We start from the raw sequence: 22010 nt of genomic DNA, 5'->3' as shown, positions 1-22010 counted from the left end.
CGCCGGGTCGGGTCGGGTACACGGCTCGGCGCACTCGCGCCCTCGCGGCGCTGGCCGGGCGGCGTCAGCCGATGCGGCGCCGCAGCTCCCGCTTGTCGATCTTTCCGACGGCGGTGAGGGGCAGCGCGTCGAGAACCGTGAGCAGGTCGGGGAGCATGAAACGGGCTAGCCCCCGCTCGCGCAGGAAGGCCTTGACCGCCTTGAGGGTGAGCGTCGCCCCGGGCGCGAGGACGACGACCGCGCGGACGCTCTCACCGACCTGCTCGTCCGCCGCCGCGATGACGGCGGCCTGCGCGATCGCCGGGTGGGCGAGCAGGTGCTCCTCCAGCTCGCCCGCGGAGACGTTCTCGCCGCCGCGGTTGACGACGTCCTTGATCCGGCCCTCGACGACCAGGTTTCCGCTGAGGGTCCGCCGGACCAGGTCGCCGGACCGGTAGTAGCCGTCCGGGCTGAAGGCGGTCGCGTTGTGCTCGGCGGCGCGGTAGTAGCCACGCGGGGTGTACGGGCCGCGGGTCCACAGCTCACCGACCTCGCCGGGGGCGACGTCGGCGCCGTCGCTGTCGACGATCCGGATCTCGTCGGCCGGCGCGAGCGGCCTGCCCTGGGTGGTGAAGGCCAGCTCGTCGGCCTCGTCGAGACGGGTGTAGTTCAGCAGCCCCTCGGCCATGCCGAAGACCTGCTGGACCCGCGCGCCGAGGATCGGCGGGATGCGCCCGGCCAGCTCCGCGTCGAGCCGGGCGCCGCCCACCTGGAGCAGGCGCAGGCTGGCGGTGTCGGGCCGCTCCCATTCGGCGGCGTCGACCCAGATCCGCGCGAGCGCCGGCACCAGGGCGGTCACCGTCACCCGCTCCCGCGCGATCAGGTCGAAGGCGACGTCCGGGCTGGGCGAGCTCGCCATGACCACGGTCGCCCCGACGCCGAGCGCGCCCAGGATCCCCGGGCAGGCCAGCGGGAAGTTGTGCGCCGCGGGCAGCGCGACGAGGTAGCGGTCGTCGGCGGTCAGCCCGCACAGCTCGGCGCTGGCCGCCGCGTTGTACGCGTAGTCCCAGTGGGTGCGCGGGATCAGCTTGGGCTTGCCGGTCGTGCCGCCCGAGATGAGCAGCACCGCGACGCCGGCCGGGTCGGGGGCTGGCGGCGCCGCGGCCCGCCCCTCGCGCCGCGCCGCGGCGCCAGCGGCCGCGAGCGCGTCGAGGCCGGTGAGCGCGCCGGCGTCGCCGGCCACCAGCACGTGGCGCACGGCGGGGACCGCCGTCACGACGTCCCTCGCCAGCGCGCGGTGGTCGAAGCCCTCGTACGTGTCCGGGACCGCGTAGGCGACGGCGCCGGACAGGCTGGCGAGGTGCTCGATCTCGACCCGGCGGTGCGCCGGCAGCGCCAGCACCGGGATGACGCCGAGGCGCAGCATCGCGAACAGCAGCGTCACGAACTCGGCGCGGTTCGGCAGCTGGACGAGGATCCGGTCGCCGGGTGCGACGCCGAGCTGGGTGAGCCCGGCCGCCAGGTCGTCCGCGGCCTGGTCGAGCTCGGCGTACGAGAGCCGGACCGGGCCCGACGCCGGCCCGGCCACGACGGCCGTGGCGGCGCCGGACCGGGCGGCCCAGTCCCGGAGCCGGTCGCCGAGCGGGCCGCCGCCCCAGTAGCCCTCGGCGGCGTAGCGGCGGGCGAACTCCTCCGGCCAGGGGACCCAGCCGTCGGCGGAGTCCGGCTGGGCCGCGGCGTCGGTGACCAGCGGGGCGCTCACTGCCGCACCCCGGCCGTGTCGGCCGTGTCGGCGGCGTCGCCGGGGGCACCGGCGGCGCCGGCCTGGTCGGGCGAGCCGGCCTGGCCGGTGGCGTCGAGCAGCCGCGCCTCGATCTCGTCGTCGGAGAGCGCGGAGATCTCCCAGGCGATCGCCGCGACGCGGTCGAGCCGGCCCGGCGTGGCCTCGGCCGCGCGCATGGTGTCCGCGAGCCCGGAGACCGTCGGCGCGCCGAAGACCATCCGCACCGTCACCTCGCCGGTGTCGAGCTCCTCGCGCAGCCGGGCCACGACGGACGTGGCCAGCACGGAGTCGCCGCCGAGGGCGAAGAACTCCTCGTCGACGCCGAACTCGTCGACGCCCAGCACCTCCCGCCAGACGGCCTGGATCACCCGCTCCAGGTCCGACCGCGGCGGCGCCGAGGCGGGGCGGGGCCCGGCCGGCTCACGTTCGAGGAGCGCGCCGACCGCCCGCCGGTCGATCTTCCCGTTGGCGCTCAGCGGGAGCTCGGCCACCGCGACGACGCGGTCGGGCACCATGTGCGGCGGCAGCAGCGCCCGAAGGCCGGCCTGGACAGCGGCCGGCGCCGGCGCCCGCGCCTCGTCGGTCCCCGCTGCCAGGGCGACGACCGCCCCGAGCACCGGCGGCCGGCCATCCGCGCCGGGCGTCAGCGCGGCCACTCCGGACCGGACCCCGGGCAGGGAGCCGAGCGCCGCCTCGATCTCGCCGAGCTCGACCCGGAATCCCTTGATCTTGACCTGGTGGTCACGGCGGCCGAGGAACTCGACGGTGCCGTCCGCCTGGTACCTGGCGAGGTCGCCGGTGCGGTACCAGCGGGCGCCCTCGTGGGTGACGAACCGGTCCGCGGTGCGCTCCGGGTCGCCCCGGTAGCCGCGGGCGACGCCGGCGCCGCCGATCCACAGCTCGCCGGCGACGTGGTCCGGGCAGTCGCGGCCCAGGGCGTCCACCACGCGCAGCTGGACGTTGCGCAGCGGCGTGCCGTACGGCACCGAGCGCCACTCGGGCGGCACCGGGCCGCCCCCGACGATCTCGCACACGGTGGAGTGGATGGCGGTCTCGGTCGTGCCGCCGACGCCCAGGAACCGGCAGCCGGGGACGGCGGCCTCCAGCCGGCCCGGCAGGTCGACGCCGACCCGGTCGCCGCCGAGGAGCACCGCGCGCAGGCTGTCGCCCAGCGGCACGCCGGCGGACAGGATCAGGTCCAGCACCGCCGGCACGCAGTTGAGGATCGTGACGCCGCCTGCGACGAGCTCGGCCCACCGGTTCGCCTCGCGCCTGGACTCCTCGTCGACGATCACGACGGCGCCGCCGGAGGACAGCGGGGCGAAGATGTCGAAGACCGACAGGTCGAAGTCGAGGGCCGAGACGGCCAGCGTGCGGTCTCCTTCGCCGAGCTCGAGGCGGTCGATCAGGTCGTCGATGGTGTTCATCGCGGCGCGGTGCCCGACCTCGACGCCCTTGGGCTGGCCGGTGGACCCCGAGGTGAACAGCACGTAGGCGGGCTCGTCCAGGCGGTGGGCGTCGTCCGCCGCGCCCAGCGTGAGCGCGCCGCGCGGGGCGGCCTCGCGGGCGTCGCCGAGGCGCAGCGGGGTCACGCCGGCCGGCCAGTCCCGGCCGGCCGCCGGGTCGGCGATGACCGTGCGCAGGCCGGCGGTCGCGGCGATCCGCTCGACCCGGGCCGGTGGCTGCTCCACCCCGATCGGCACGTACGTCGCCCCGGCCGCGAGCACGCCGAGGACGGCGACGACCTGGTCCGGCCCCTTCGGGAGGCTGACGCCGACGAGCTCGCCGCGCCGGACGCCGCGGGCGACCAGGGCGCCGGCGACGGCCGTCGCCCGCTCGGCGAGCGCGCCGTAGGAGAGCGACCGGCCCCCGGCCGGTCCGGCCGCGGACGCCGCCTCGTCCCAGAGCAGGGCGGGTGCGTCCGGACGGCTCCGCGCCGCCGCGAAGAACCCCTCGTGCAGCAGGCGGGTGGACGCCGGACCCGCCGTCGCCGCGACCCGGCGGCGCACCGCCCGGGTGGACTTGTCGAGCAGGCCGTCGACGGGCTGGTCCCAGGCGCCGCCGCCCGCGCCGCTCGCCGAGCCGAGGTCGGCCAGGTCACGCACGAGCCGCTCGAACGCCGCGAACATCGCGTCGACGGCGCCGGGCGCGAACGAGCCCTCGCGGATGTCCCAGTTGACCAGCAGCCCGCCGTCGAGCTCGGTGACCTGGGCGTCCAGCAGCACCTGCGGCCCCTGCGAGATGATCCAGACCGGCTGGCCGAACTCCCGGCGCACCGGGGCGTCGAACAGCTCGCCGAGGCCGAGCGCGCTGGTGAACACGACCGGTGCCAGCACCGGCTCGCCGTGGTGGCGGCCCAGGTCGCGCAGCACCTCGACGCCGGAGTAGTCCGCGTGGGCTGCGTCGGCGTGCAGCCGGGCCTGGACCTGGCGGCCGCGGTCGACGAACGGGACGCGGTCGGTCAGGTCGATCTCCAGCAGCACCGAGCTGGTGAAGTCGCCGACGACCCGGTTGACGTCGGGGTGCAGCTGCTCGCGGTCGAACAGCGGGACGTTGAGCAGGAAGCGCGGCTGCCCGCTCCAGCCGCCGAGGACCTCGGCGAACGCGGTCGCGACCGCCATCGCCGGGGTGACGCCGCGCTGGTGGGCCGCACGGCCGAGGGCCTCGCGGGCCGACGGCGGCAGCTGGAAGTGGCGCCGGGACACGCGCGGCGGCGCCGCCGGGTCGCCAGCGCCGGTCGGTGCGTCGACCCCGCCGGGCGCCGCCGGGGTCGTCGCCAGCGCGAGCTGGGGCGCGCCCGGCAGGCTGGGCAGGCGGTCGTGCCAGGCGGCGCGGGCCTGGGCGACGGACTCCGGCCGGGCGGCGCCGTGCTCCGCCCGGTAGCGGCGGTAGCTGTAGGCCAGCGCGGGCGCGGCCTCGTCCGGGCGCTCGTACAGGTCGGCCAGGTCGGCGAGCAGCACGCGGTAGCTGACGGCGTCCGCGGCGACCATGTCGACGTCGAGGTGGAACCGGGTCGCGCCGCCCGGCCGCAGGCTGAGCGCGGTCGAGAAGACCTCGCCCCGCTCGATGTCCAGCATCTGGTGGGACAGCTCGTCGCGGACCGCTTCCAGCCGGGCGGCCGCTGTGTCCTCGTCCAGGCCGCGCAGGTCGTGGACGGTCAGGCCGCGCCAGCCGGAGACCTCCTCGACGACCTGGCCGCCGTTGTCGGTGATCCGGGTGCGCAGCGCCTCGTGCCGCTCGATCAGCCGCCGGGTCGCGGTGGACAGCCGGGCCGGCTCCAGGCCGCCGCCGTCGAACTCGGTGTAGAGGTGGGCGGCGACGCCCCCGTAGGTCTGGCCCGTGCCGCGCCCGACCCAGTAGGCGTGCTGCATGAGCGCCAGCGGGAACTCGGTGCCGGCCGCGGGCTCCACCGCGTCGACGGCCGCCGGCTCCGCCCCCGCCGGGTCGACGCCCGCCGGCCCTGTCCCGGTCCCGGTCCCGGCCTCGGTCCGCGACGGGGTCGCGGGCCGCCGGCCGGTCAGCAGCCTGAACCAGCCGTCGAGGGTCGGGGTCTCGGCCAGCTCCGCGAAGTTGACCTCGATCCCGGCGCGCCGCCACTGCCCGATCGCCTTGATCAGGGCGATCGACTCCAGGCCCTGTTCGAAGAGGTTGTCCTGGTCCCCCAGCTCGGCCGGGTCCTCCTCCAGCAGCTCGGCGACGGCGCGCCGCAACGCCTCGAGGTCCTCGGACGCCACCGAACCGACCAGACCCGAAGCGGCCGGGGCCGCGGCCAGCGCCGGCACGGGGGCCGCCGCCGGGCGGGCCGGCACGAGGAAGCGGCTGACACTGCGCAGCTTCTCGCGCGTCTCCTCCAGCTCCCGCTCCGGGCGCGACGCCCCGACGATGCCGGCGCCGGCGCGCAGCCAGGTGCGGCCGTCGCGCTGGAACACCGTGCGCAGGACGAGGGCGGCGTCGATGGCACCGTCCGAGGTCGCGCTGATCACGGCGCCGCTGTAGAGGCCGCGCGGCCTCGGCTCGTAGCTCCGGATCGCGGCGCAGGCGGCGTCCTTCGGCACGCCGGTCGCCGTGATCGACGGGAAGACGGCGGCCAGCGCGTCCCAGCCGTCCCTGCCGGGGACGAGCCGGCCGCTGACCCGCGAGGCCAGGTGCTGGACGCTGCCCCGCTCGAGGACGTTCATGAACTCGTCCACGACCAGCGTGCCGGGCGCGCACAGCGGCCGCAGCTCGTCCTGGACCGCCTGCACCGACACGGCGTGCTCGTAGATCTCCTTCGGGTCGCGCAGCAGGTCGTCCCGGCGGGCCGCGTCGCCGTCGTCGCCGAGCAGCGCCCTCGTGCCGGCCAGCGGCTGGCTGGAGACCCGGCCGTCGGCGCCGACCTCGACCACGGTCTCCGGGCTGAACCCGATCGCGCGCTCGCCGGCCAGGTCGACCAGGAAGGACCGGGCGGGCGTGTTGCCGCGCCGGCCCAGCTCGTAGGTGGCGACCAGGTCGATCTCGCCCTCGACCGGGACGACCCGGGAGGCGATCACCTTGCGGATCCGGCCGGCCGCGATGTCCTCGACGGCGCGCGCGACCGTGCGCTGGTACTCGTCGGCGTCGTGCTCCAGGTCGGCCAGCGGCCGGGCCTCGCCCGGTTCGACGTCGGCCGTGCCGGTGAGGATCCCGGCCAGGACGCCCAGGTCGGCCGGGTCGGCGGCGCGCAGCAGCACGCCGGTCGCCGACAGCCGCGCCTCGCGTGCCGGGATGACCAGGTGGGCGAGCGGGTCGGGGCTGACCGGCCCGGGCAGCCCGAGCTCCCGGGGGCCGAGCTCGAAGCCGGCCCAGCCGCACGCCCGCCAGTCCGCGATCGGCAGGACCGACAGGACGCGGGCGAGGGCGCGCAACGGGGAGCCCTCGACCGGCTCGACCCGCCAGCCGCCGTCCATCCGGTAGCGGATCTCGTCCCAGTACAGGACGATCTCGGCCAGGGCGCCCGAGCCGCAGCGCCATTCGCCGTCCTGCTCGTACACGGTGACGGGCGCGGCCGCGCCGCGGGCGAACCGGGCGGCCGCCGCGAGCGGGTCGCCCACGCCGGCGACCGTCCGTTCGCGGTAGACCACCGGCGCCGTCATCGCGCCGTGCCGGAGTCGACGCCGTCGCGGCTGCCCTGCGCGGCGAGCGCATCCGTCGCCGACGCGGCCTGGCGATCGGCCTCCATCCGCTCGATCAGGCTGGCCGGGCGAAGGTCCGTCCAGTTGGCCTCCACGTACTCCAGGCAGGACGCCCGGCTCGCGGCCCCGTGCGCCGTCGTCCAGCCGGCGGGCACCGGCGCGAACGTCGGCCACAGCGAGTRCTGGCCCTCCGCGTTGACCAGGACGTAGAAGCTGCCCATCTCGTCATCGAACGGATTGGTCGACATGAGGTGCCCGTCTCCTTGGATCTCTGCCCGCTAATCGGCGCTCGCCACATCGGTGCCGGCGACTGGGTGCCTGTGGCTGAGGTGCTCGTGACCTAGGTGCTCGCGACTTAGGCTCGCCTTACTTTAGGTTATCTTTACCTAAAACGGCCACATTCGTCTACCCCTGCGCTTCGGATACCCACCATTCCGACGCCGCGCGCCGGATCAGCTCAGCGGCCGGCCTCGACGCGCACGATCCGCGGCAGGCGCTCGATCGTGGTCGGCCGGTGCGCGATCACGATCAGCGTCCGGTCGGGCCGCAACCGTTCGGCGCGGCCGTCCCGTGCCCGGCCGGGCGGCGGCGACGGTGTACCGGGATCACCAGCGGTGTGCCCGACTCCGGGTCGGTGATGACCCGGCAGGCGAGGCCGAAGACGTCGGCGACGAGGCCGGCGGTGACGATCTCGGCCGGCGGCCCCTGGGCGACGATCCGCCCGTCGCGCATGGCCACCAGGTGGTCGGCGTACCGGCTCGCCTGGTTGAGGTCGTGCAGCACGGCCACCAGCGTGTGCCCCTCGTCCGCGAGCAGCTCGGCGCACAGGTCCAGCACCTCGACCTGGTGGGCGATGTCCAGGAACGTCGTCGGCTCGTCGAGCAGCAGGATCGGCGTCCGCTGGGCGAGGACCATCGCGAGCCACACCCGCTGGCGCTGGCCTCCGGACAGCTCGTCCACCAGCCGGTCGGCGAGCCCCGTGACGCTGGTCCTCGCCATCACCTCGACCACGACCCGCTCGTCCTCCCGGGACCACTGCCGCAGCAGCCGCTGGTGCGGGTAGCGGCCGCGGGCGACCAGGTCGGCGACGGTGACGCCGACCGGCGCGGTCGCGGACTGGGCCAGCAGGCCGAGCCGGCGCGCCACCTCCTTCGTCGAGTACGACGAGATCAGCGCGCCGTCGAGGTGGACCGCGCCCGCCTTCGGCCGCAGCAGGCGGACGAGCGCGCGCAGCAGCGTCGACTTGCCGCAGGCGTTCGGGCCGACGATGACGGTGAACGCGCCGTCCTGGATGTCGATCCCCAGTTCGCGGGCCACGACCCGGTTGTCGTAGGCGAGGGTGAGGTCACGGGCACTCAGCCGCGTCACCGGCGGTCCTCCTTCGTCGGCCCGGCCCGCCGTCGACCGGCTGGACACGCCTTCATCCGGTTGTGCCGTCCGCGCGACGTCACGCCGACCGCCGCTGGCGGACCAGCAGGACGGCGAGATAGGCACCGCCGATCCCGGCGGTCGCCACGCCGACCGGGAGCTGGGTGGGGGCGAACAGGCGCTGCGCCGCCAGGTCGCTGACCGTGACCAGCGCGGCGCCCACCAGCGCGGTCGGGACCAGCGGCGGCGACGGCGCCGCCGTCAGCCAGCGCGCGAGCGGCGGCGCGGTCAGCGCGACGAAGCCGACCGGGCCGGCCGCCGCCGTCGCGGTGGCCGCGAGCGCCGCCGCGACCACCACCAGCGTGAGGCGGCACCGCTCGACGTCGACCCCGAGCGCCTTCGCGGTGTCCGTCCCCAGCTCCAGGTAGGCCAGCCGGCGGCCCTGGTAGACGCCGATCGGCACCAGGACGACCAGCGCGACGGCCAGCGGCCGGACCTGCTCCCAGCCGCGGCTGTTCAGGCTGCCGATCAGCCAGACCTGCGCCGTGACCGCGTCCGCCAGCGTCGCCCGGGTGATCAGATAGGAGTTGACGGCGTTCAGCAGCGCCGCCGTCGCGATGCCGACGAGGACCAGCCGCGTGCCCGCGAGGCCGCGCCGGTAGGCGAGCAGGTAGACGGCCGCGCCGGTGGCCACGCCGCCGACCAGCGCGCCCAGCGTCGCCTGCGTCGCGTCGCCGCGCAGGACCAGCAGGACGATGACCGCCCCGGTGGCCGAGCCGGTGGTGAAGCCGAGGATGTCCGGGCTGCCCAGCACGTTCTCCGAGACGCTCTGGAAGATGGCGCCGGACAGCGCCAGCGCGGCGCCGACCAGCAGGCCCGTCACCAGGCGCGGCAGCCGCAGGGTGTTGACGACGAAGTCCGTGCCGCCGTCGGCGCGCCCCAGCAGCGCGCGCACGACGTCGCCGGCCGGGATCGAGTAGTCCCCGGTGGTCAGCGTGGCGACGCCGGCGGCCACGATCACGACGACGAACCCGCCGCTCAGCGCGACGGAGCGCGGGACGACCCGGACCGACACCGCGTCGCCGCCGAACCGGGCCACCCGGTGGCGCCACACGGACGGGCGGCCGGCGGCCGAAGCAGCCGCGGTGGTCGCGGTGGTCGCGGTGGTGGTCACGCCCGGCCCAGCCTGGCGCGGCGGCACAGCACGATGAACACCGGCGCGCCGACGAAGGCCGTGACCACCCCCACCTGCAGCTCCCCCGGCGCGATGATCACCCTGCCGACGAGGTCCGAGCCGATCAGCAGGACCGGGGCCAGCACCGCGGAGTACGGCAGGACCCAGCGGATGTCGGGCCCGGCGATCACGCGGGCGATGTGCGGGACGGCCAGACCGACGAACGTGATCGGCCCGGCCGCGGCGGTCGCCCCGCCGCAGAGCAGGACGACGGCGACGGCGCCCGACACCCGCGCGCGGTGCAGCCGGACGCCGAGCCCGCGGGCCGCCTCGTCGCCCAGCGCGAGCGCGTTGAGCGGCCGGCCGAGGGTGCACGCGAGGAGGAGGCCGGCCGCCATGAACGGCGCCGTCGCGGTCAGGCTGCCCGACCCCCGCACCGCCAGCGAGCCGACGTCCCAGTGCCGGAACTGGTCGAACGTGCGGGTGTCGAGCAGCAGCGCGGCGTAGACGAAAGACCCGAGGACGGCGGTCGCGGCCGCGCCGGCGACCACCAGCGTCGCCGGCGAGGTCCCGGCGCGGCCGGTGGCGCCGATCGCGAACACGGCCACCGAGGTCACGGCCGCGCCGACGAGCGAGAACCACACGTAGCCGGCCGGGCTCGTGAGGTCGAAGACCGAGATCGCGACGACGACCGCGGCGGACGCGCCGACGCTGACCCCGAGCATCCCCGGCTCGACCAGGTCGTTGCGGGTCAGTGCCTGCGTCAGCGCGCCGGCGACACCCAGCGCGGCGCCGACCACCAGGCCGAGCAGCGTGCGCGGGATCCGCAGGTCGTGGACGACCACCGCGGCCTGCGAGCCGTCGTCGTGCCACAGGACCCGCCACACGACGCCGAACGGCAGGTGGTTCGCGCCGATCCAGACGCTGAGCAGGCACACCCCGGCCAGCACGACCACCGCGAGCAGCAGACCGGGCAACCGCCGCCGCCGCGGCTCCCACAGCCGCCAGCGGGCCCGCCGCACCCGCGCGGCCTGGGGCTCCCCGACGGCCGCGGGCACCGGTGCGACCGCGGGGATCGCCGCGGACGTACCTACTGCTGGGACGGGTGGGTGTGTCGCCGGCGCGTCGCCCTTCGGCGGGTGCGCCGAGGAGGCCGGCGGACGCTCGGCGGGAACGCCGTCCGTGACAGTACGCACCAACCGCCCCACAGTTCGGCCCGACAAGTAAGGACAGGTTAACCTACATTCCGCGAACCGACCGGCGGGCGACGGCAGGGACCGCCACCGCCAGCACCAGCGTCGCGACGACCGCGGAGAGCGCGGCACCCGTCCTACGGGCTTGCCTGGTCGGCCGGCTCCCGGTCCAGGCGCTCGCCGGCGTGGAGCCGCCAGCCGCGGGCACGGCCGCGTTCGCGCCAGAAGGCGGCGTACCGCCCGTCCTGGGCCAGCAGCTCGGCGTGCGGGCCGCACTCCACGACGCGGCCACCGTCGAGGACGGCGATCTGGTCGGCGCGCACGATCGTGTCGAGGCGGTGCGCGATGACCAGGACCGTGCGGTGGACGGCGAGCTCGGCCAGCGCGGCGTGCACGGCGGCCTCGTTCTCGGTGTCCAGGGACGCGGTGGCCTCGTCGAGGAGCACGATGGGCGCGTCCTTGCACAGGGCGCGGGCGATGGCGACGCGCTGGCGCTCGCCGCCGGACAGCAGCCGCCCGCCCTCGCCGACGCGGCTGGCCCAGCCGTCCGGGAGCCGGGCGACGATGGAGTCCACCTGGGCACGCCGGGCCGCGTCGCGCACCTGCTCCGCGGTCGCGTCGGGGTTGCCGAAGCGGATGTTGTCCTCGAGGGTGGCGTCGAACAGGTAGACGTCCTGGAACACGAGCGCGAGGTGGCTGAGCAGCTCGGCGCTGGTGAGCTCGCGGACGTCGACGCCGCCGACACGCACCGAGCCGGCGGCGACGTCGTGGAAGCGGGCGATGAGCTTGGTGACGGTCGTCTTCCCCGAGCCGGACGCGCCGACGAGCGCGGTGGTGCGGCCGGCCGGGATCGTCAGCGTCAGCCCGGTGAGCACGTCGGGACCACCGGGGTAGCCGAAGCGGACGTCGACGAGCTCGATCCCGGCGTCGCCGACCGGCTGGCCGGCCGCGGGTTCCGGCAGCGGCTCGACCTCGAGGAGGTCGTCGATCCGCCCGGCGGACGCCTGGCAGGCCCGCAGCACGCCACCGAGGCCGACGAGCGCGTCGAGCGGGCGCAGCAGGCTGATCCCGAGGACGACGACGGCGATCATCCGGGCCGGCGCGAGATCGTGGTCGGTGGCCAGGGCGAGGCCGGTGAGGAGCAGGGCCGTGAAGGCGAGCTGGATGCCGAGCTCGCCGAGGTACTCGCCCGGCAGCGAGCCGACGATCTCGCGCCGCGCCGCCCGGTGCTGGGCGGCCAGCGCCTCGTCGAGGCCCACCCGGCCGGCGGCGGCGTTGCCGGTGGCCCGCAGGGTCGGCTGGGCGCCCGCGAACTCGACCAGCCGGCTGCCGGCCTCGGCGGTCGCGGCGTGGTTGGCCGCCTCGGTGCGTTCCGTCAGCCGGCGCCCGACCGAGAGCGCGGCGAGCACGACCGGGACGACGAGCAGCGCGGCGAGCCCGACCCGCCAGTCGTAGGCGAGCAGGAACACCGCGATCGTCGCCGGGGTCAGGACCGCGCCGAGCAGGGCCTGGACGAGGAAGACGGTGCTGGCGACCCGGGCCACGTCACCGACGATCAGCTGCGGCACCTGGCCGGCCCGCGGACCGTCGAACCAGCCCAGCGGCAGCGTCACGAGCTTGTCGCCGATGCGGCCGTAGAGGGCGCGGCGCCAGGCCGAGGACAGCCGCAGCGCCCGCGACCCCAGGTAGTAGTGCGCGAACCAGCCCACCCCGGCCGCGGCGGTGAGCGGGATGAGCCACCAGGCGGCGGTGGTGGTGCGGCCGTCGAGCAGGGCGATCAGCAGCGGGACGAGCACGCCGAACGCGACGCCCTCGCTCACGGCGTAGGCGGCCACCGCCGCCAGGTAGCGGCCCAGCGGCCGGTGCTGGTCGGCCGGGATGAGGCCACGCAACGGGTCGGTCACAGTTCGCTCCCCTGCTGGGCCCGCCAGAGCTGGGCGTAGCGCCCGCCGGCGGCGAGCAGGTCGTCGTGCCGGCCGCGCTCGACGACGCGGCCCTCGTCGAGGACCAGGATCTGGTCGGCCTCGGTGACCGTGTAGAGGCGGTGCGCGATCACGAGCAGGGTGCGGCCGGTGGCCAGCTCCGCCAGCGCGTCCTGGATCGCGGCCTCGGAGTCCGGGTCGGCGAACGCGGTCGCCTCGTCGAGGACGACCACCGGCGTCCCGGCGAGCAGCGTGCGGGCGATCGCGACCCGCTGCGCCTCCCCGCCGGACAGGACGGCGTCCTCTCCGGCCACCGAGTCGTAGCCGCGCGGCAGCGCCAGGATCCGGTCGTCGACGGCGGCCGCGCGGGCCGCCGCGCGCACCGCCTCCTCGGTCGCGTCCGGGACGGGCAGGGCGATGTTGTCGCGGATCGAGCGGCGCAGCAGGACGGCGTCCTGCAGCAGGAACCCGACGTGGCGGTACAGCTCGTCCCGCTCGAGGTCGCGCAGGTCGACGCCGCCGAGCCGGATCGCGCCCTCGGAGACGTCGGCGAAGCGCGCCAGCAGCATGGCGAGCGTCGACTTCCCCGCCCCCGACGGCCCGACCAGCGCCGTCACGGTGCCCGGTTCCAGCGTCGCGCTGACGCCGCGCACGACGCGATGCCCCTCCTGGTAGCCGAAGTGGACGTCGTCGAACTCGACCGTCAGCGGCGCGCCGACCGCGCGCGCCCGCGCGGGCTCGACCGCCGGCTGCCGGGGTCCCCGCAGCAGCTCGCCGATGCGGCCGGCCGCTCCCTGGGCGCTCTCCCGCAGGTCCTGGGCGAGGTAGATCGGGGTGAGCTGCTCGAACAGGCCGACCGCGAGCAGGGTGAAGGCGACGAGGTCCACCGGGTCGCTCCACCCGGCCGCGACCAGCCCGGTCCCGACGGCGGTGACCGCGAAGACCACGGTCGCCGGGGCGACCGTCGCCCTGGCCAGGCCGCGGGGCCGCAGGAAGATCCGCTGTGCCCGCTCGTCGGCGTCGACGTAGTCCGCCGCGGCCGCGGCGAACCGCGCCGCGCCCCGGCCGCCGGCGAACGTCTTGACGACGCTGATGCCCCGCACGGTCTCGAGCACGGCGGCCGTCAGCTCGGTGTTCGCCGCCGCGATGCGGCTCATCTGTTCCGCGGCCTGGACCTGGACCCGCGTCCGGATCGACTGGGCCGCGCCGACCATCACGACCGTCAGCAGGGCCAGCGGCCAGTCGACCCAGAGCAGGTAGCCGACGACCACCAGCGGGCCGGCCACGGCCGAGGCCAGGTCGCCGCGGGCGTGCGCCACCGCGTGGTGCAGCGTCGCCACGTCGTCCTGCGCCGTGGAACGCACCCGGGCCGACACCCCGCCCGCGAACCAGCTCAGCGGCAGCCCGCTCAGCTGCTCGGTCAGGCGGCGGCGCAGCAGGTAGGCGAGGTCCGCGTCGGCGAGATGGCTGAGCAGGCTCGCCGACGCGTACAGCACGAACCGGGCCGCGAGCAGCCCGACCGCCACCCACGCGAGCGGCCACACCGCCTGCCCGGACCCGGTCAGCAGCCGCCGCGCGATCTCCACCAGCACGACCGCCGGCGTGACGGACAGGACCGCGGCCAGCGCCTGCAGGACGGCTCCCACCGTCGTCCGCCCGCGGACCGGCCGCCGCAGCTCGGCGAGATCAGCGGCGGCAGGGTCGGCGGCCATCAGGCCCTCCTCGGGGCAGGGGGCGGCGCGGACCCGCCAGGAGAGTTCGGGCGATGGGCGGTCCAGGCGGACCAGAGAGTGGCGTAGCGCCCGGGGGTGGCCAGCAGCTCGGCGTGCGGGCCGGACTCGACGACGCGCCCCTCGTCGAGCACGACGACGCGGTCGGCCGTGGCCGCCTGGGCGAGCCGGTGCGCGACCAGGATGGCGGTGCGGCCGCGCAGCGCCGCGTCGGCGGCGGCGTCCAGCGCGCGGGCCGCCGCGCTGCCGGCCTCGGCGGTCGCCTCGTCCAGGATGGCGACCGGCGGGTCGGCGAGGACCAGGCGGGCGAGCGCCAGCTGCTGCGCCTGGGCGACGGTCAGCCGGTGCCCGCCCTCGCCGACGACCGTGTCCAGGCCCGCCGGCAGCAGCCGCGCCCAGGCCAGGGCCCCGACCACGTCGAGCGCGGCGGTCAGCTCGTCGTCGGTGGCGCCCGGGGCGGCGAGCCGGAGGTCGTCGGCCAGCGGGCCGGCGAAGACGTGCACCTCCTGGGTGACCAGCGCGACGGTGCGCCTCGTCGCCGTCGGCCCGAGTTCGTCGAGCGGGACGCCGCCGATCGACACCGAGCCGCCCGACGGCTGGTGGATACCCGCGATCAGCTTGGCCAGGGTCGTCTTGCCGGCGCCGCTCGCGCCGACGAGCGCGACCCGCTCCCCCGCCCGGACCGTGAGGTCGACGTCCCGCAGCACGTCATGCCCCGAGCGGTAGCCGAACGTCACCCCGGTCACGCTCACGGACGCCGCGCTCGGTTCCACCTGGGTGGAGGACGCCTCGGCGGGCGGGCCCGCGGTGGGGGGCCCGTCGCCGTCCGCCGCGTGCGCGCGCTGGTGAGGCGGCGCCGCGACCACAGCGGACTCGTCCGGCAGGTCGATGACGCCGACGAGGCGGGCGAGGCTCGCGCCGGCGGCCTGGGCGTCGTCGACGAGGCTGAGGGCGGCGTTGATCGGGTTGAACAGGTTGTGAAAGTACAGCGCCGCCGCGGTCGCCGTGCCGATGCTCACCGCGTCGTGCCGGACGAGCAGGAACCCGGTGGACAGCACCGCGGCGAGCCCGATGAACTCCGCCAGGTTCAGCCGGCCGAAGAACCGGGTGACCAGCGCGGTCCCCGACAGCGTCCAGCGGACGGCCTCGGCGGACCGTTCCTCGACCCGGCCCAGCTGGCGGGGGGCCAGGTGGAACGCCCGGACCGTCGCCGCGCCGCCGACCGTCTCCAGCAGCTGCTGCTGCTGGGCGCCGGCGGCGATCCGCTGCGTGGCGTACACCGGCGGGGCGGTCCGCGCGTACCACCGGACCGTGATGGCCTGCACCGGGGTGGCCAGCAGCGCGGCCAGCAGGAAACGCCAGTCGAGCACCGCGATGCCGACCAGGGTGAGCCCGATCGTCAGGCCGGCGCGGGCGAACTGCGGCAGCGCTGTGCGGACGACGTCGGCGATCATCCCGACGTCGTTGGTGACCCGGGCGGTCAGGTCACCCGTGCCCGCCGCCTCGACCCGCTCCAGCGGCAGGCGCAGCGCCCGGGCCACCAGCCGTTCGCGCAGCTCGGCGAGCATGTTCTCGCCGAGCTGCGCTACCAGCGACTCGCCGAGGACCGTCAACCCCCCGGCGACGACCGCGACGACGATCAGGAACAGGAACGGCGCCGTCATCGCGGCGGCCTGGTGGCCGTCGGCGGCGAGGTCGACGAGGTGCCCGAGGATCGGCGCGGTCAGCAGCCCGACGCCGGTGCCCGCCGCGACCGCGACCAGCGCGGCGACGGCCAGCGCCCGCCGCGGCCGCAGCAGCTCGCCGACGGCGCCTCGGGTACGCGCGCCGGTCGCCGTCGGCAGCAGCACCGGCACCGGCACCGGCACCGGCACCGTCGTCGGCGGCGGCGGCGGCGTGTCCGCCGCGGCGCCGGCGGTCGATCCGGTCGTCGATCCGTCCAGGGCGGTCACGCGAGCACCGCCGCGCGGTAGTCGGCGTGGCTGTCGAGCAGGTGGCGGTGGGTGCCGTCGGCGCGCACGCCGCCGCCGTCGAGCACCACCACCCGGTCGGTCACGGCCAGCAGCGTCGGGCTCGTCGCGACCAGCACCGTCGTCCGCCCGCGCCGCAGCTCGCGCAGGCCGGTGGCGATCCTGGCCTCCGTGACCGTGTCCACGGCGGTGGTCGGTTCGTGCAGCACCAGGACGGGCGGGTCGGCGGCGAGCGCGCGGGCGAGCGCGACCCGCTGGCGCTGGCCGCCCGACAGCGACCGGCCGAACTCGGAGATCTGCGTGTCGACGCCGTCGGGAAGCGCCCGGGCCACCTCGTCGGCCCCGGCCGCCGCCAGCGCCGACGACAGGGTGGCGGCGCGCGTCCGCGCGTCGGCCGCGGCGAAGGCGGCCGGTCCGTCCGCGGCGAGGCCGGAGGCGACGTTCTCGGCGAGGGTGCCCGCGAAGAGGTCCGCGTCGTGGGCGGCGACGAGAAGCAGCCGGCGCGCCTCGCCGGGCGGGAGGTCCGCGAGCGACACGCCGTCGAGCTCGACGACGCCGGCGTCCGGGTCGCGCTCGCGCGCGAGGCAGCGCAGCAGGGCGCCGGTGGCGTCCGGGTCGGTGACGACCAGGCCGAGCAGCTCTCCCGGGGCGACGTCGAGGTCGACGCCGCGCAGCCCGTCGACGCAGGCGAGGCCGTCGATCCGCAGGCGGCCGCGCGGGTGCGCCACCGGGTCCGCCTGCCCGCCGGCCACCGCCGGCCGCGCGCCGAGGACGGCGGCGATCCGGGTGGCCGACGCCCGGGCCTGGGCGAACTGGCCGATGACGTTGGTCACCATGCCCAGGGGGCTGAGCAGGTACTGGGCGAGCCCCACCGCGGTCACGAGACCGCCGATGCTGATCTCCCCCCGCGCGGCCAGCCGCCCGGCGAGCAGCGCCACCACCGCCAGGAAGATCCCGTTGAGCACGAGCACCGCGCCGTCGAACCCCGCCTGGGCCCGGGCGGCCCGCAGCGTCGCGGCCAGCGAGTCCTGGCTCGTGCGCCGGTAGCGGCCCACCGCGGCGTCCTCGGCGCCGATGCCCTTGAGCACCCGCAGACCGGTGGCCAGGTCGGTGGCGACGCCCGACGCGCGCGCGGCGCGTTCCTGCTCCACCGCGCTGCGCCGCTCCAGCGGACGGCCCAGCAGGTGCGAGAGCCACAGCAACGGAGGCGAGCCGAGCAGCACCAACAGGCCGAGCACGATCGACACGTTCAGCAGCGCGACGGCGGCGACCACCAGGCCGGCGAGCCCGGCGGTGCCGCCCGGCATGACCAGGTTGACGCCGCTGGCGCGCCGGACATCGCTGGTCGCCAGGTTCGTGAGCTCCCCGGCGAGGCGGCCCGTCTCGGCCCCGCCGCGGTCGTCGACGACGCGGGCCGCCACCCGGAGGCGCAGGTCGTGCCCGGCCCACTCGGCGGCGTTCACCGTCACCCGGAAGCCGAACCGGAAACCCAGGGACAGCAGGACGAAGTCCGCGGCGAGCGCCCCGAGCCAGGCCAGCAGGCCGCTGGTAGCGCCGGTCGCGACCGCGCGGTCGATGATCACACCGATCAGGACGGGCACGAGGGCCTCGCCGCCCTGATGGCAGATCGCTCCCACGACGCCACCGGCCAGCCGGCGCCGCTGGCCGCGCACCGCCGTCAGCAGCAGGTCCCCGCCCGCCGGCTGGTCGCCGCCCGCCAGCCCCTCCGTGCCGGCCGACGGCGCGGCGTCGGCACGCGCCGAACCACCGTCGGTGGGTGGTGGCACGACGACGTTCACGGGCAGCTCCTTCCATCGAGCCCGGGCGCTTCCCGCGTCGGTTTCGCGGGATGCCGCGCCGCGCACGAGGGCGGCCGCCACCGTCAGGCGCGATCCAGCGCCGAGCCACCACGGTGTCTACCAGCTTAGGTAAGCCAAAGCTAACCATGTCACGCTATGAACCTGCGGCGACGCGTGAAACGCGATGCGCGGACTGGCCCTGGCGGAAGGGCTCGCCGAGGTATCGCAGCAAAGCGCGCGACGGACGCCACATCGTCAGCCACCTGATCACCATGCGCTCCGGCGCCGCCGTCGCGGCGGGCGACACCTCCGAGATCGTGACCGAGGAGCTGGTGACCACCGCCTTCGGGATCCGCGCCCGCGTCGTACCCGACCCCGTCTCCTGCGCCCCCATGGTCGTCCCCATCGGCCGCTACCACGGGGGCGCAGACAGCGAGCCGGCCGTCGCGCCGTAGCCATGGGCTGTGGGCTGTGGGCTGTGGGCTGTGCCGACGGCTCCGCGACGGCCGCGTTCATGATCTGGTGGAATCGTCGGCGCCAGAGCTCCCAGGATCACACCGGATCATGAACGGCTCGCACGTTCAACGTAGCGGTACCCACCGCGGTACAGACGTCCCGGCCGGCCATACCAACAGCGTCGAGCACCCCGCGCCGGCCGTGCCGTGCGGGCCTCTGAACGGAGCGAAAGACGTGTGAGCCTTGAGGGACCACCGTCGTCGCGGTCATCACCGCCGCGGGCAGCCGCATCGGCCAGGCCAGCGCCCGAGCCTTCGCCCGCCGCGGCGCCCGGGCCGTCCCCACCTCCCGAGGTCGCGAACGACCTGCGCGAGCCCGGCACGGACGTCGATGGCCGCCTGGACCGCCTCCTCAGGGAAGCCGAACAGGCCGAGGCCAACCCCGAGCCGCGCGGGACCAGGGTCAGGTTCAGGCGCCCCGCGGCGCGCGTCACGCGTTACGGGGCGTGGATGACCGGCACGTCCAGGGCCCGCACGGTCGGGTTGTCCGCGCTCGCGTCGGTGACGACCCCCGCGACCTCCGTCAGCGGCAGCACGGCGAACCGCGACGCCGCGCCGATCTTCTCCGAGCTCGCCAGGACGTAGGTGTCGGCGGCCTGGTGCGCCAGGGCGCGCTTCATCGCGGCCTCGTCCGCGTCGCCGGTGGTCAGCCCGGCCTCGGGGTGCACGCCGGTCACGCCGAGCAGGAACAGGTCGGCGTGCAGCCCGCGCGCGGCCTCCACGGCGGCGGCGCCACAGGCGACCATCGAGTGCTTGAACAGCCGACCGCCGATCAGGTAGACCTCGACGTCCTGGTGGTCGACCAGCGCGCTCGCCACGGTCGGGCTGTGCGTCACGACGGTGGCACGCAGGTCGACGGGCAGTGCGCGCACCACGGCCAGGGCGGTCGTGCCGCCGTCGAGGATCGCGGTGCCGCCCGGTTCGATCAGCGCGGCCGCGGCGGCCGCCACCCGCTGCTTGCCGGACACCTCGACGGCCTGGCGGGCGGCGTAGTCAGCGATCGCCGGAGAGACGGGCAGCGCCCCGCCGTAGACACGCTGGCACAGGCCCGCCGCCGCGAGGTCGCGCAGGTCGCGGCGGATGCTGTCCTCGGACAGGCCGAGTTCCGCCGCGAGGTCCTTGGCGACGATCCGGCYGTCAGTACGCAGCCGTTCGAGGAGAAGGTCGCGGCGCTGGGCGGCAAGCATGCACGTTTCTCCTTGTTTCTGCCGACTCTTACACGATATGGTCGGCACCATGCTGATTCTTATCGCGGGGCCCTACCGCTCGGGCACCGGTGACGATCCCGAGCTGATGGCGCGGAACCTGGCCCGCCTGGAGGAAGCCGCCTGGCCGGTCTTCCGCAGCGGCCACCTCCCGATGATCGGAGAGTGGGTCGCGCTGCCCGTGCTGCGCGGCGCGGGCGGCACCGGCCCCACCGACCCGGTCGCCGAGCAGATCATGTATCCCACCGCGGAACGCCTGCTCCGGCACTGCGACGCGGTGCTCCGGCTACCCGGCGAGTCCACCGGCGCCGACCAGGACGTCCAGATCGCCCAGGCGAGGGGTCTGCCGGTCTACCACCGCGTCGAGGACATCCCCGGATACCAGGCCGCCTAGCCACGAGCACGCCCCGRCCGGGTCGTACCAACGCTCCTTGATCGTGTCGTACTAACGCTCCTTGATGACGTGCAGGAACGTGATGCCGGCCCACGGCCCGCCGTACCAGTACTCGGGCCCGAGCGGGCGCGGCGCGCCCTGACCGAGGTGCGCGGCGTACTTCCTGGCCATGGGCCAGAGGTCGGCGACGAGCAGCCGCCCGCCCGGGCGCAGCACGCGCATGGCCTCGTCGACCGCGCGGAGTCGCCCCTCGGACGACGGGATGTTGTGGATCGCCAGCGCGCTCGTCACGACGTCGAACGAGCCGTCGGCGAACGGCAGGGCGGTCATGTCGGCCGTGTGCACCTCCACCCGGTCGGCGACCCCGGCCGCGGCGGCGTTGGCGAGCGTGGCCTCGGGACCGTTGCCGCTCTGGTCCTTCCCCGACCACAGGTCCGCCCCGACGGCGCGTCCCGACGGCAGCCGCGTGGCCGCCGCGATCAGCACCGCGCCGCGGCCGCAGCCCAGATCCAGCAGCCGCTCGTCGCCCTTCAGGCCGGCCCGGTCCAGTTCCCGCTCCCAGACGCGCAGCTTGCCGCGCAGCGTGGTGTGCAGGTACACGCCCGTACTGGCCAGCAGCACTCCACCGGCGGCCGCCATCGCGACCCGGCCTCGCCGTCGCCGGGCGGCGGCCAGGCAGCTGGCCACCCCGGCGACGCCGAGGCCCGCCACGAAGGCCGGCGCGTCGACGCCGTACCGCGGCGGCCAGCCGAGCGCTCCGGTACGGCGGGAAGCAGCGAGCCTGGAGAGATCGATCGGAGAGTCGGTCATACCGTGGACGTCCTCCTGCGGTTGATCCTAAAGATGGCGCGTCGGCCAAGCCCTACATTTCTTGAGATCGACAGACACCGGCGACCCACAAGCTCATCGCCGCCACCCGGTGATCGGCCCTGCGACACTCACAGATCGCCGTCCGTGCCCTCAGGCGGTCACGATCGCGCCCCTCGCCTACGCCCAGTCCACACCCCATCAGCACTGGTGGGTCAACGAGGGAGCTCGACCTGGGGACGCGCTCGATCCTGGGTGATCGGTCGAAGACGGGTGAGCAGGTCGCGACGGCCGCGGGTGGACAGACCCAGCTGGCTCGCGCGGAAGACGTCTGTGCGGGCGTGTGCGGCGCGGGGCTGGTCGGCTGGTAGTCCTCCTGACAGGCTGCCGGTCGCCGTTCCGGGTTTGAAGGCTCGGCCCTTCATGGCTGAGAGCCTGTCCTGAATCTTGGTGGTGTGGACTGCGGGTGGTCTGTTTCTGATCTGCGCGGTGTGGCGGGCAGGTCGGGTGGGCTCGGTTGGTCACGGTCGGGGGATGGGTCGATCTCGCCGGTATCCCTCCGATATGTCCGACGCCGAGTGGGCCTACGTCGAGCCGCTGTTGCCGCCGGTTCCGAAGGACGGCCGCCCCGAGAGCCATGACCGCCGGGACATCGTCGACGGGATCCTCTACGTGGCGCACAACGGCATCGTCTGGCGGGCGCTGCCCGCGGACTTCCCGCCCTGGAAGACGGTCTATGGCTTCTTCGACCGGTGGAAGAAGAAAGGCATCACGATCAGCGTCCACGACGGGTTACGCGACCAGGTCCGCCACGCCGAAGGACGCGGACCCGACCCGACCGCCGGGGTGATCGACTCCCAGTCCGTCAAGGGTTCCCAGGTCGTCGCCGCGGGGTCCCGCGGCTACGACGCCGGCAAGAAAATCAACGGCCGCAAGCGGTTCATCGTCGTCGACACCCTCGGCCTGCTCCTCGGGGTTCTCATCATGCCGGCCAGCCGCCAGGACCGCGACGGCGCCCGCC

15 protein-coding genes are annotated in these 22010 nt (G+C 75.7%); 3 read left to right on the top strand and 12 right to left on the bottom strand.

The window, feature by feature from the left end; genetic code table 11:
• Positions 1-64: 64 nt before the first annotated feature.
• The 10 genes from BL253_RS04460 to BL253_RS04415 all read right to left on the bottom strand — a co-directional run bounded on the left by BL253_RS04460 (position 65) and on the right by BL253_RS04415 (position 18068).
• Entirely contained in the window at positions 65-1741 is a 1677-nt protein-coding gene (locus BL253_RS04460) for a (2,3-dihydroxybenzoyl)adenylate synthase (protein ID WP_076813827.1), read from the bottom strand.
• On the bottom strand, positions 1738-6873 hold the full coding sequence (locus BL253_RS04455) for a salicylate synthase (RefSeq protein WP_274535180.1): 5136 nt from the start codon (positions 6871-6873) through the stop codon (positions 1738-1740). The genes BL253_RS04460 and BL253_RS04455 overlap by 4 nt, the downstream gene beginning before the upstream one ends.
• Positions 6870-7160: an MbtH family protein gene (locus BL253_RS04450; RefSeq protein ID WP_076813825.1), complete on the bottom strand. Its 291-nt coding sequence runs from the start codon at positions 7158-7160 to the stop codon at positions 6870-6872. The genes BL253_RS04455 and BL253_RS04450 overlap by 4 nt, the downstream gene beginning before the upstream one ends.
• Positions 7161-7440: 280 nt before the next feature.
• A complete protein-coding gene (locus tag BL253_RS04445) occupies positions 7441-8280 on the bottom strand; it encodes an ABC transporter ATP-binding protein (RefSeq protein ID WP_096335911.1) in 840 nt (279 codons plus the stop codon).
• A gap of 79 nt (positions 8281-8359) precedes the next feature.
• Positions 8360-9454, bottom strand: a complete 1095-nt coding sequence (locus tag BL253_RS04440; protein WP_076813958.1) for a FecCD family ABC transporter permease — start codon at positions 9452-9454, stop codon at positions 8360-8362.
• Entirely contained in the window at positions 9451-10650 is a 1200-nt protein-coding gene (locus BL253_RS04435; protein WP_338013688.1) for an iron chelate uptake ABC transporter family permease subunit, read from the bottom strand. The genes BL253_RS04440 and BL253_RS04435 overlap by 4 nt, the downstream gene beginning before the upstream one ends.
• A gap of 134 nt (positions 10651-10784) precedes the next feature.
• Positions 10785-12551 carry an ABC transporter ATP-binding protein gene (locus tag BL253_RS04430; protein ID WP_076813822.1) on the bottom strand — a complete coding sequence of 589 codons (1767 nt, stop codon included), beginning with the start codon at positions 12549-12551 and terminating at the stop codon, positions 10785-10787.
• On the bottom strand, positions 12548-14281 hold the full coding sequence (locus BL253_RS04425) for an ABC transporter ATP-binding protein (RefSeq protein ID WP_076813820.1): 1734 nt from the start codon (positions 14279-14281) through the stop codon (positions 12548-12550). The genes BL253_RS04430 and BL253_RS04425 overlap by 4 nt, the downstream gene beginning before the upstream one ends.
• The gene (locus BL253_RS04420; RefSeq protein ID WP_241834518.1) at positions 14281-16251 is read right to left on the bottom strand and encodes an ABC transporter ATP-binding protein; all 1971 of its coding nucleotides are present in this window, start codon (positions 16249-16251) and stop codon (positions 14281-14283) included. Before BL253_RS04420 ends, BL253_RS04425 begins: the two co-directional genes overlap by 1 nt.
• A complete protein-coding gene (locus BL253_RS04415; protein ID WP_081437999.1) occupies positions 16248-18068 on the bottom strand; it encodes an ABC transporter ATP-binding protein in 1821 nt (606 codons plus the stop codon). The genes BL253_RS04420 and BL253_RS04415 overlap by 4 nt, the downstream gene beginning before the upstream one ends.
• Positions 18069-18340: 272 nt before the next feature.
• On the opposite strand from BL253_RS04415, the gene BL253_RS04410 reads away from it, so the two are divergent.
• Entirely contained in the window at positions 18341-18523 is a 183-nt protein-coding gene (locus tag BL253_RS04410; RefSeq protein ID WP_198946164.1) for a hypothetical protein, read from the top strand.
• Between the two features lie 497 nt (positions 18524-19020).
• On the opposite strand, the gene BL253_RS04405 is transcribed toward BL253_RS04410, so the two are convergent.
• On the bottom strand, positions 19021-19770 hold the full coding sequence (locus BL253_RS04405; RefSeq protein ID WP_076813819.1) for a DeoR/GlpR family DNA-binding transcription regulator: 750 nt from the start codon (positions 19768-19770) through the stop codon (positions 19021-19023).
• A gap of 49 nt (positions 19771-19819) precedes the next feature.
• Between BL253_RS04405 and BL253_RS04400 the strand changes: the two genes are divergently transcribed.
• The gene (locus tag BL253_RS04400) at positions 19820-20182 is read left to right on the top strand and encodes a DUF4406 domain-containing protein (RefSeq protein WP_198946163.1); all 363 of its coding nucleotides are present in this window, start codon (positions 19820-19822) and stop codon (positions 20180-20182) included.
• Positions 20183-20233: 51 nt separating this feature from the next.
• On the opposite strand, the gene BL253_RS04395 is transcribed toward BL253_RS04400, so the two are convergent.
• Positions 20234-20992: a class I SAM-dependent methyltransferase gene (locus tag BL253_RS04395; protein ID WP_081437998.1), complete on the bottom strand. Its 759-nt coding sequence runs from the start codon at positions 20990-20992 to the stop codon at positions 20234-20236.
• A 468-nt stretch (positions 20993-21460) separates the two neighbouring features.
• Between BL253_RS04395 and BL253_RS04390 the strand changes: the two genes are divergently transcribed.
• Positions 21461-22010: IS5 family transposase (locus BL253_RS04390; protein WP_420801620.1), on the top strand; the 550-nt coding region annotated here is incomplete at its 3' end.

Origin of the sequence: Pseudofrankia asymbiotica (assembly GCF_001983105.1) — a bacterium.
Classification (GTDB): Bacteria; Actinomycetota; Actinomycetes; order Frankiales; family Frankiaceae; genus Pseudofrankia; species Pseudofrankia asymbiotica.
Note: the sequence above shows the minus strand (reverse complement) of the source record. Positions and strands in the feature narration are given on the sequence as shown.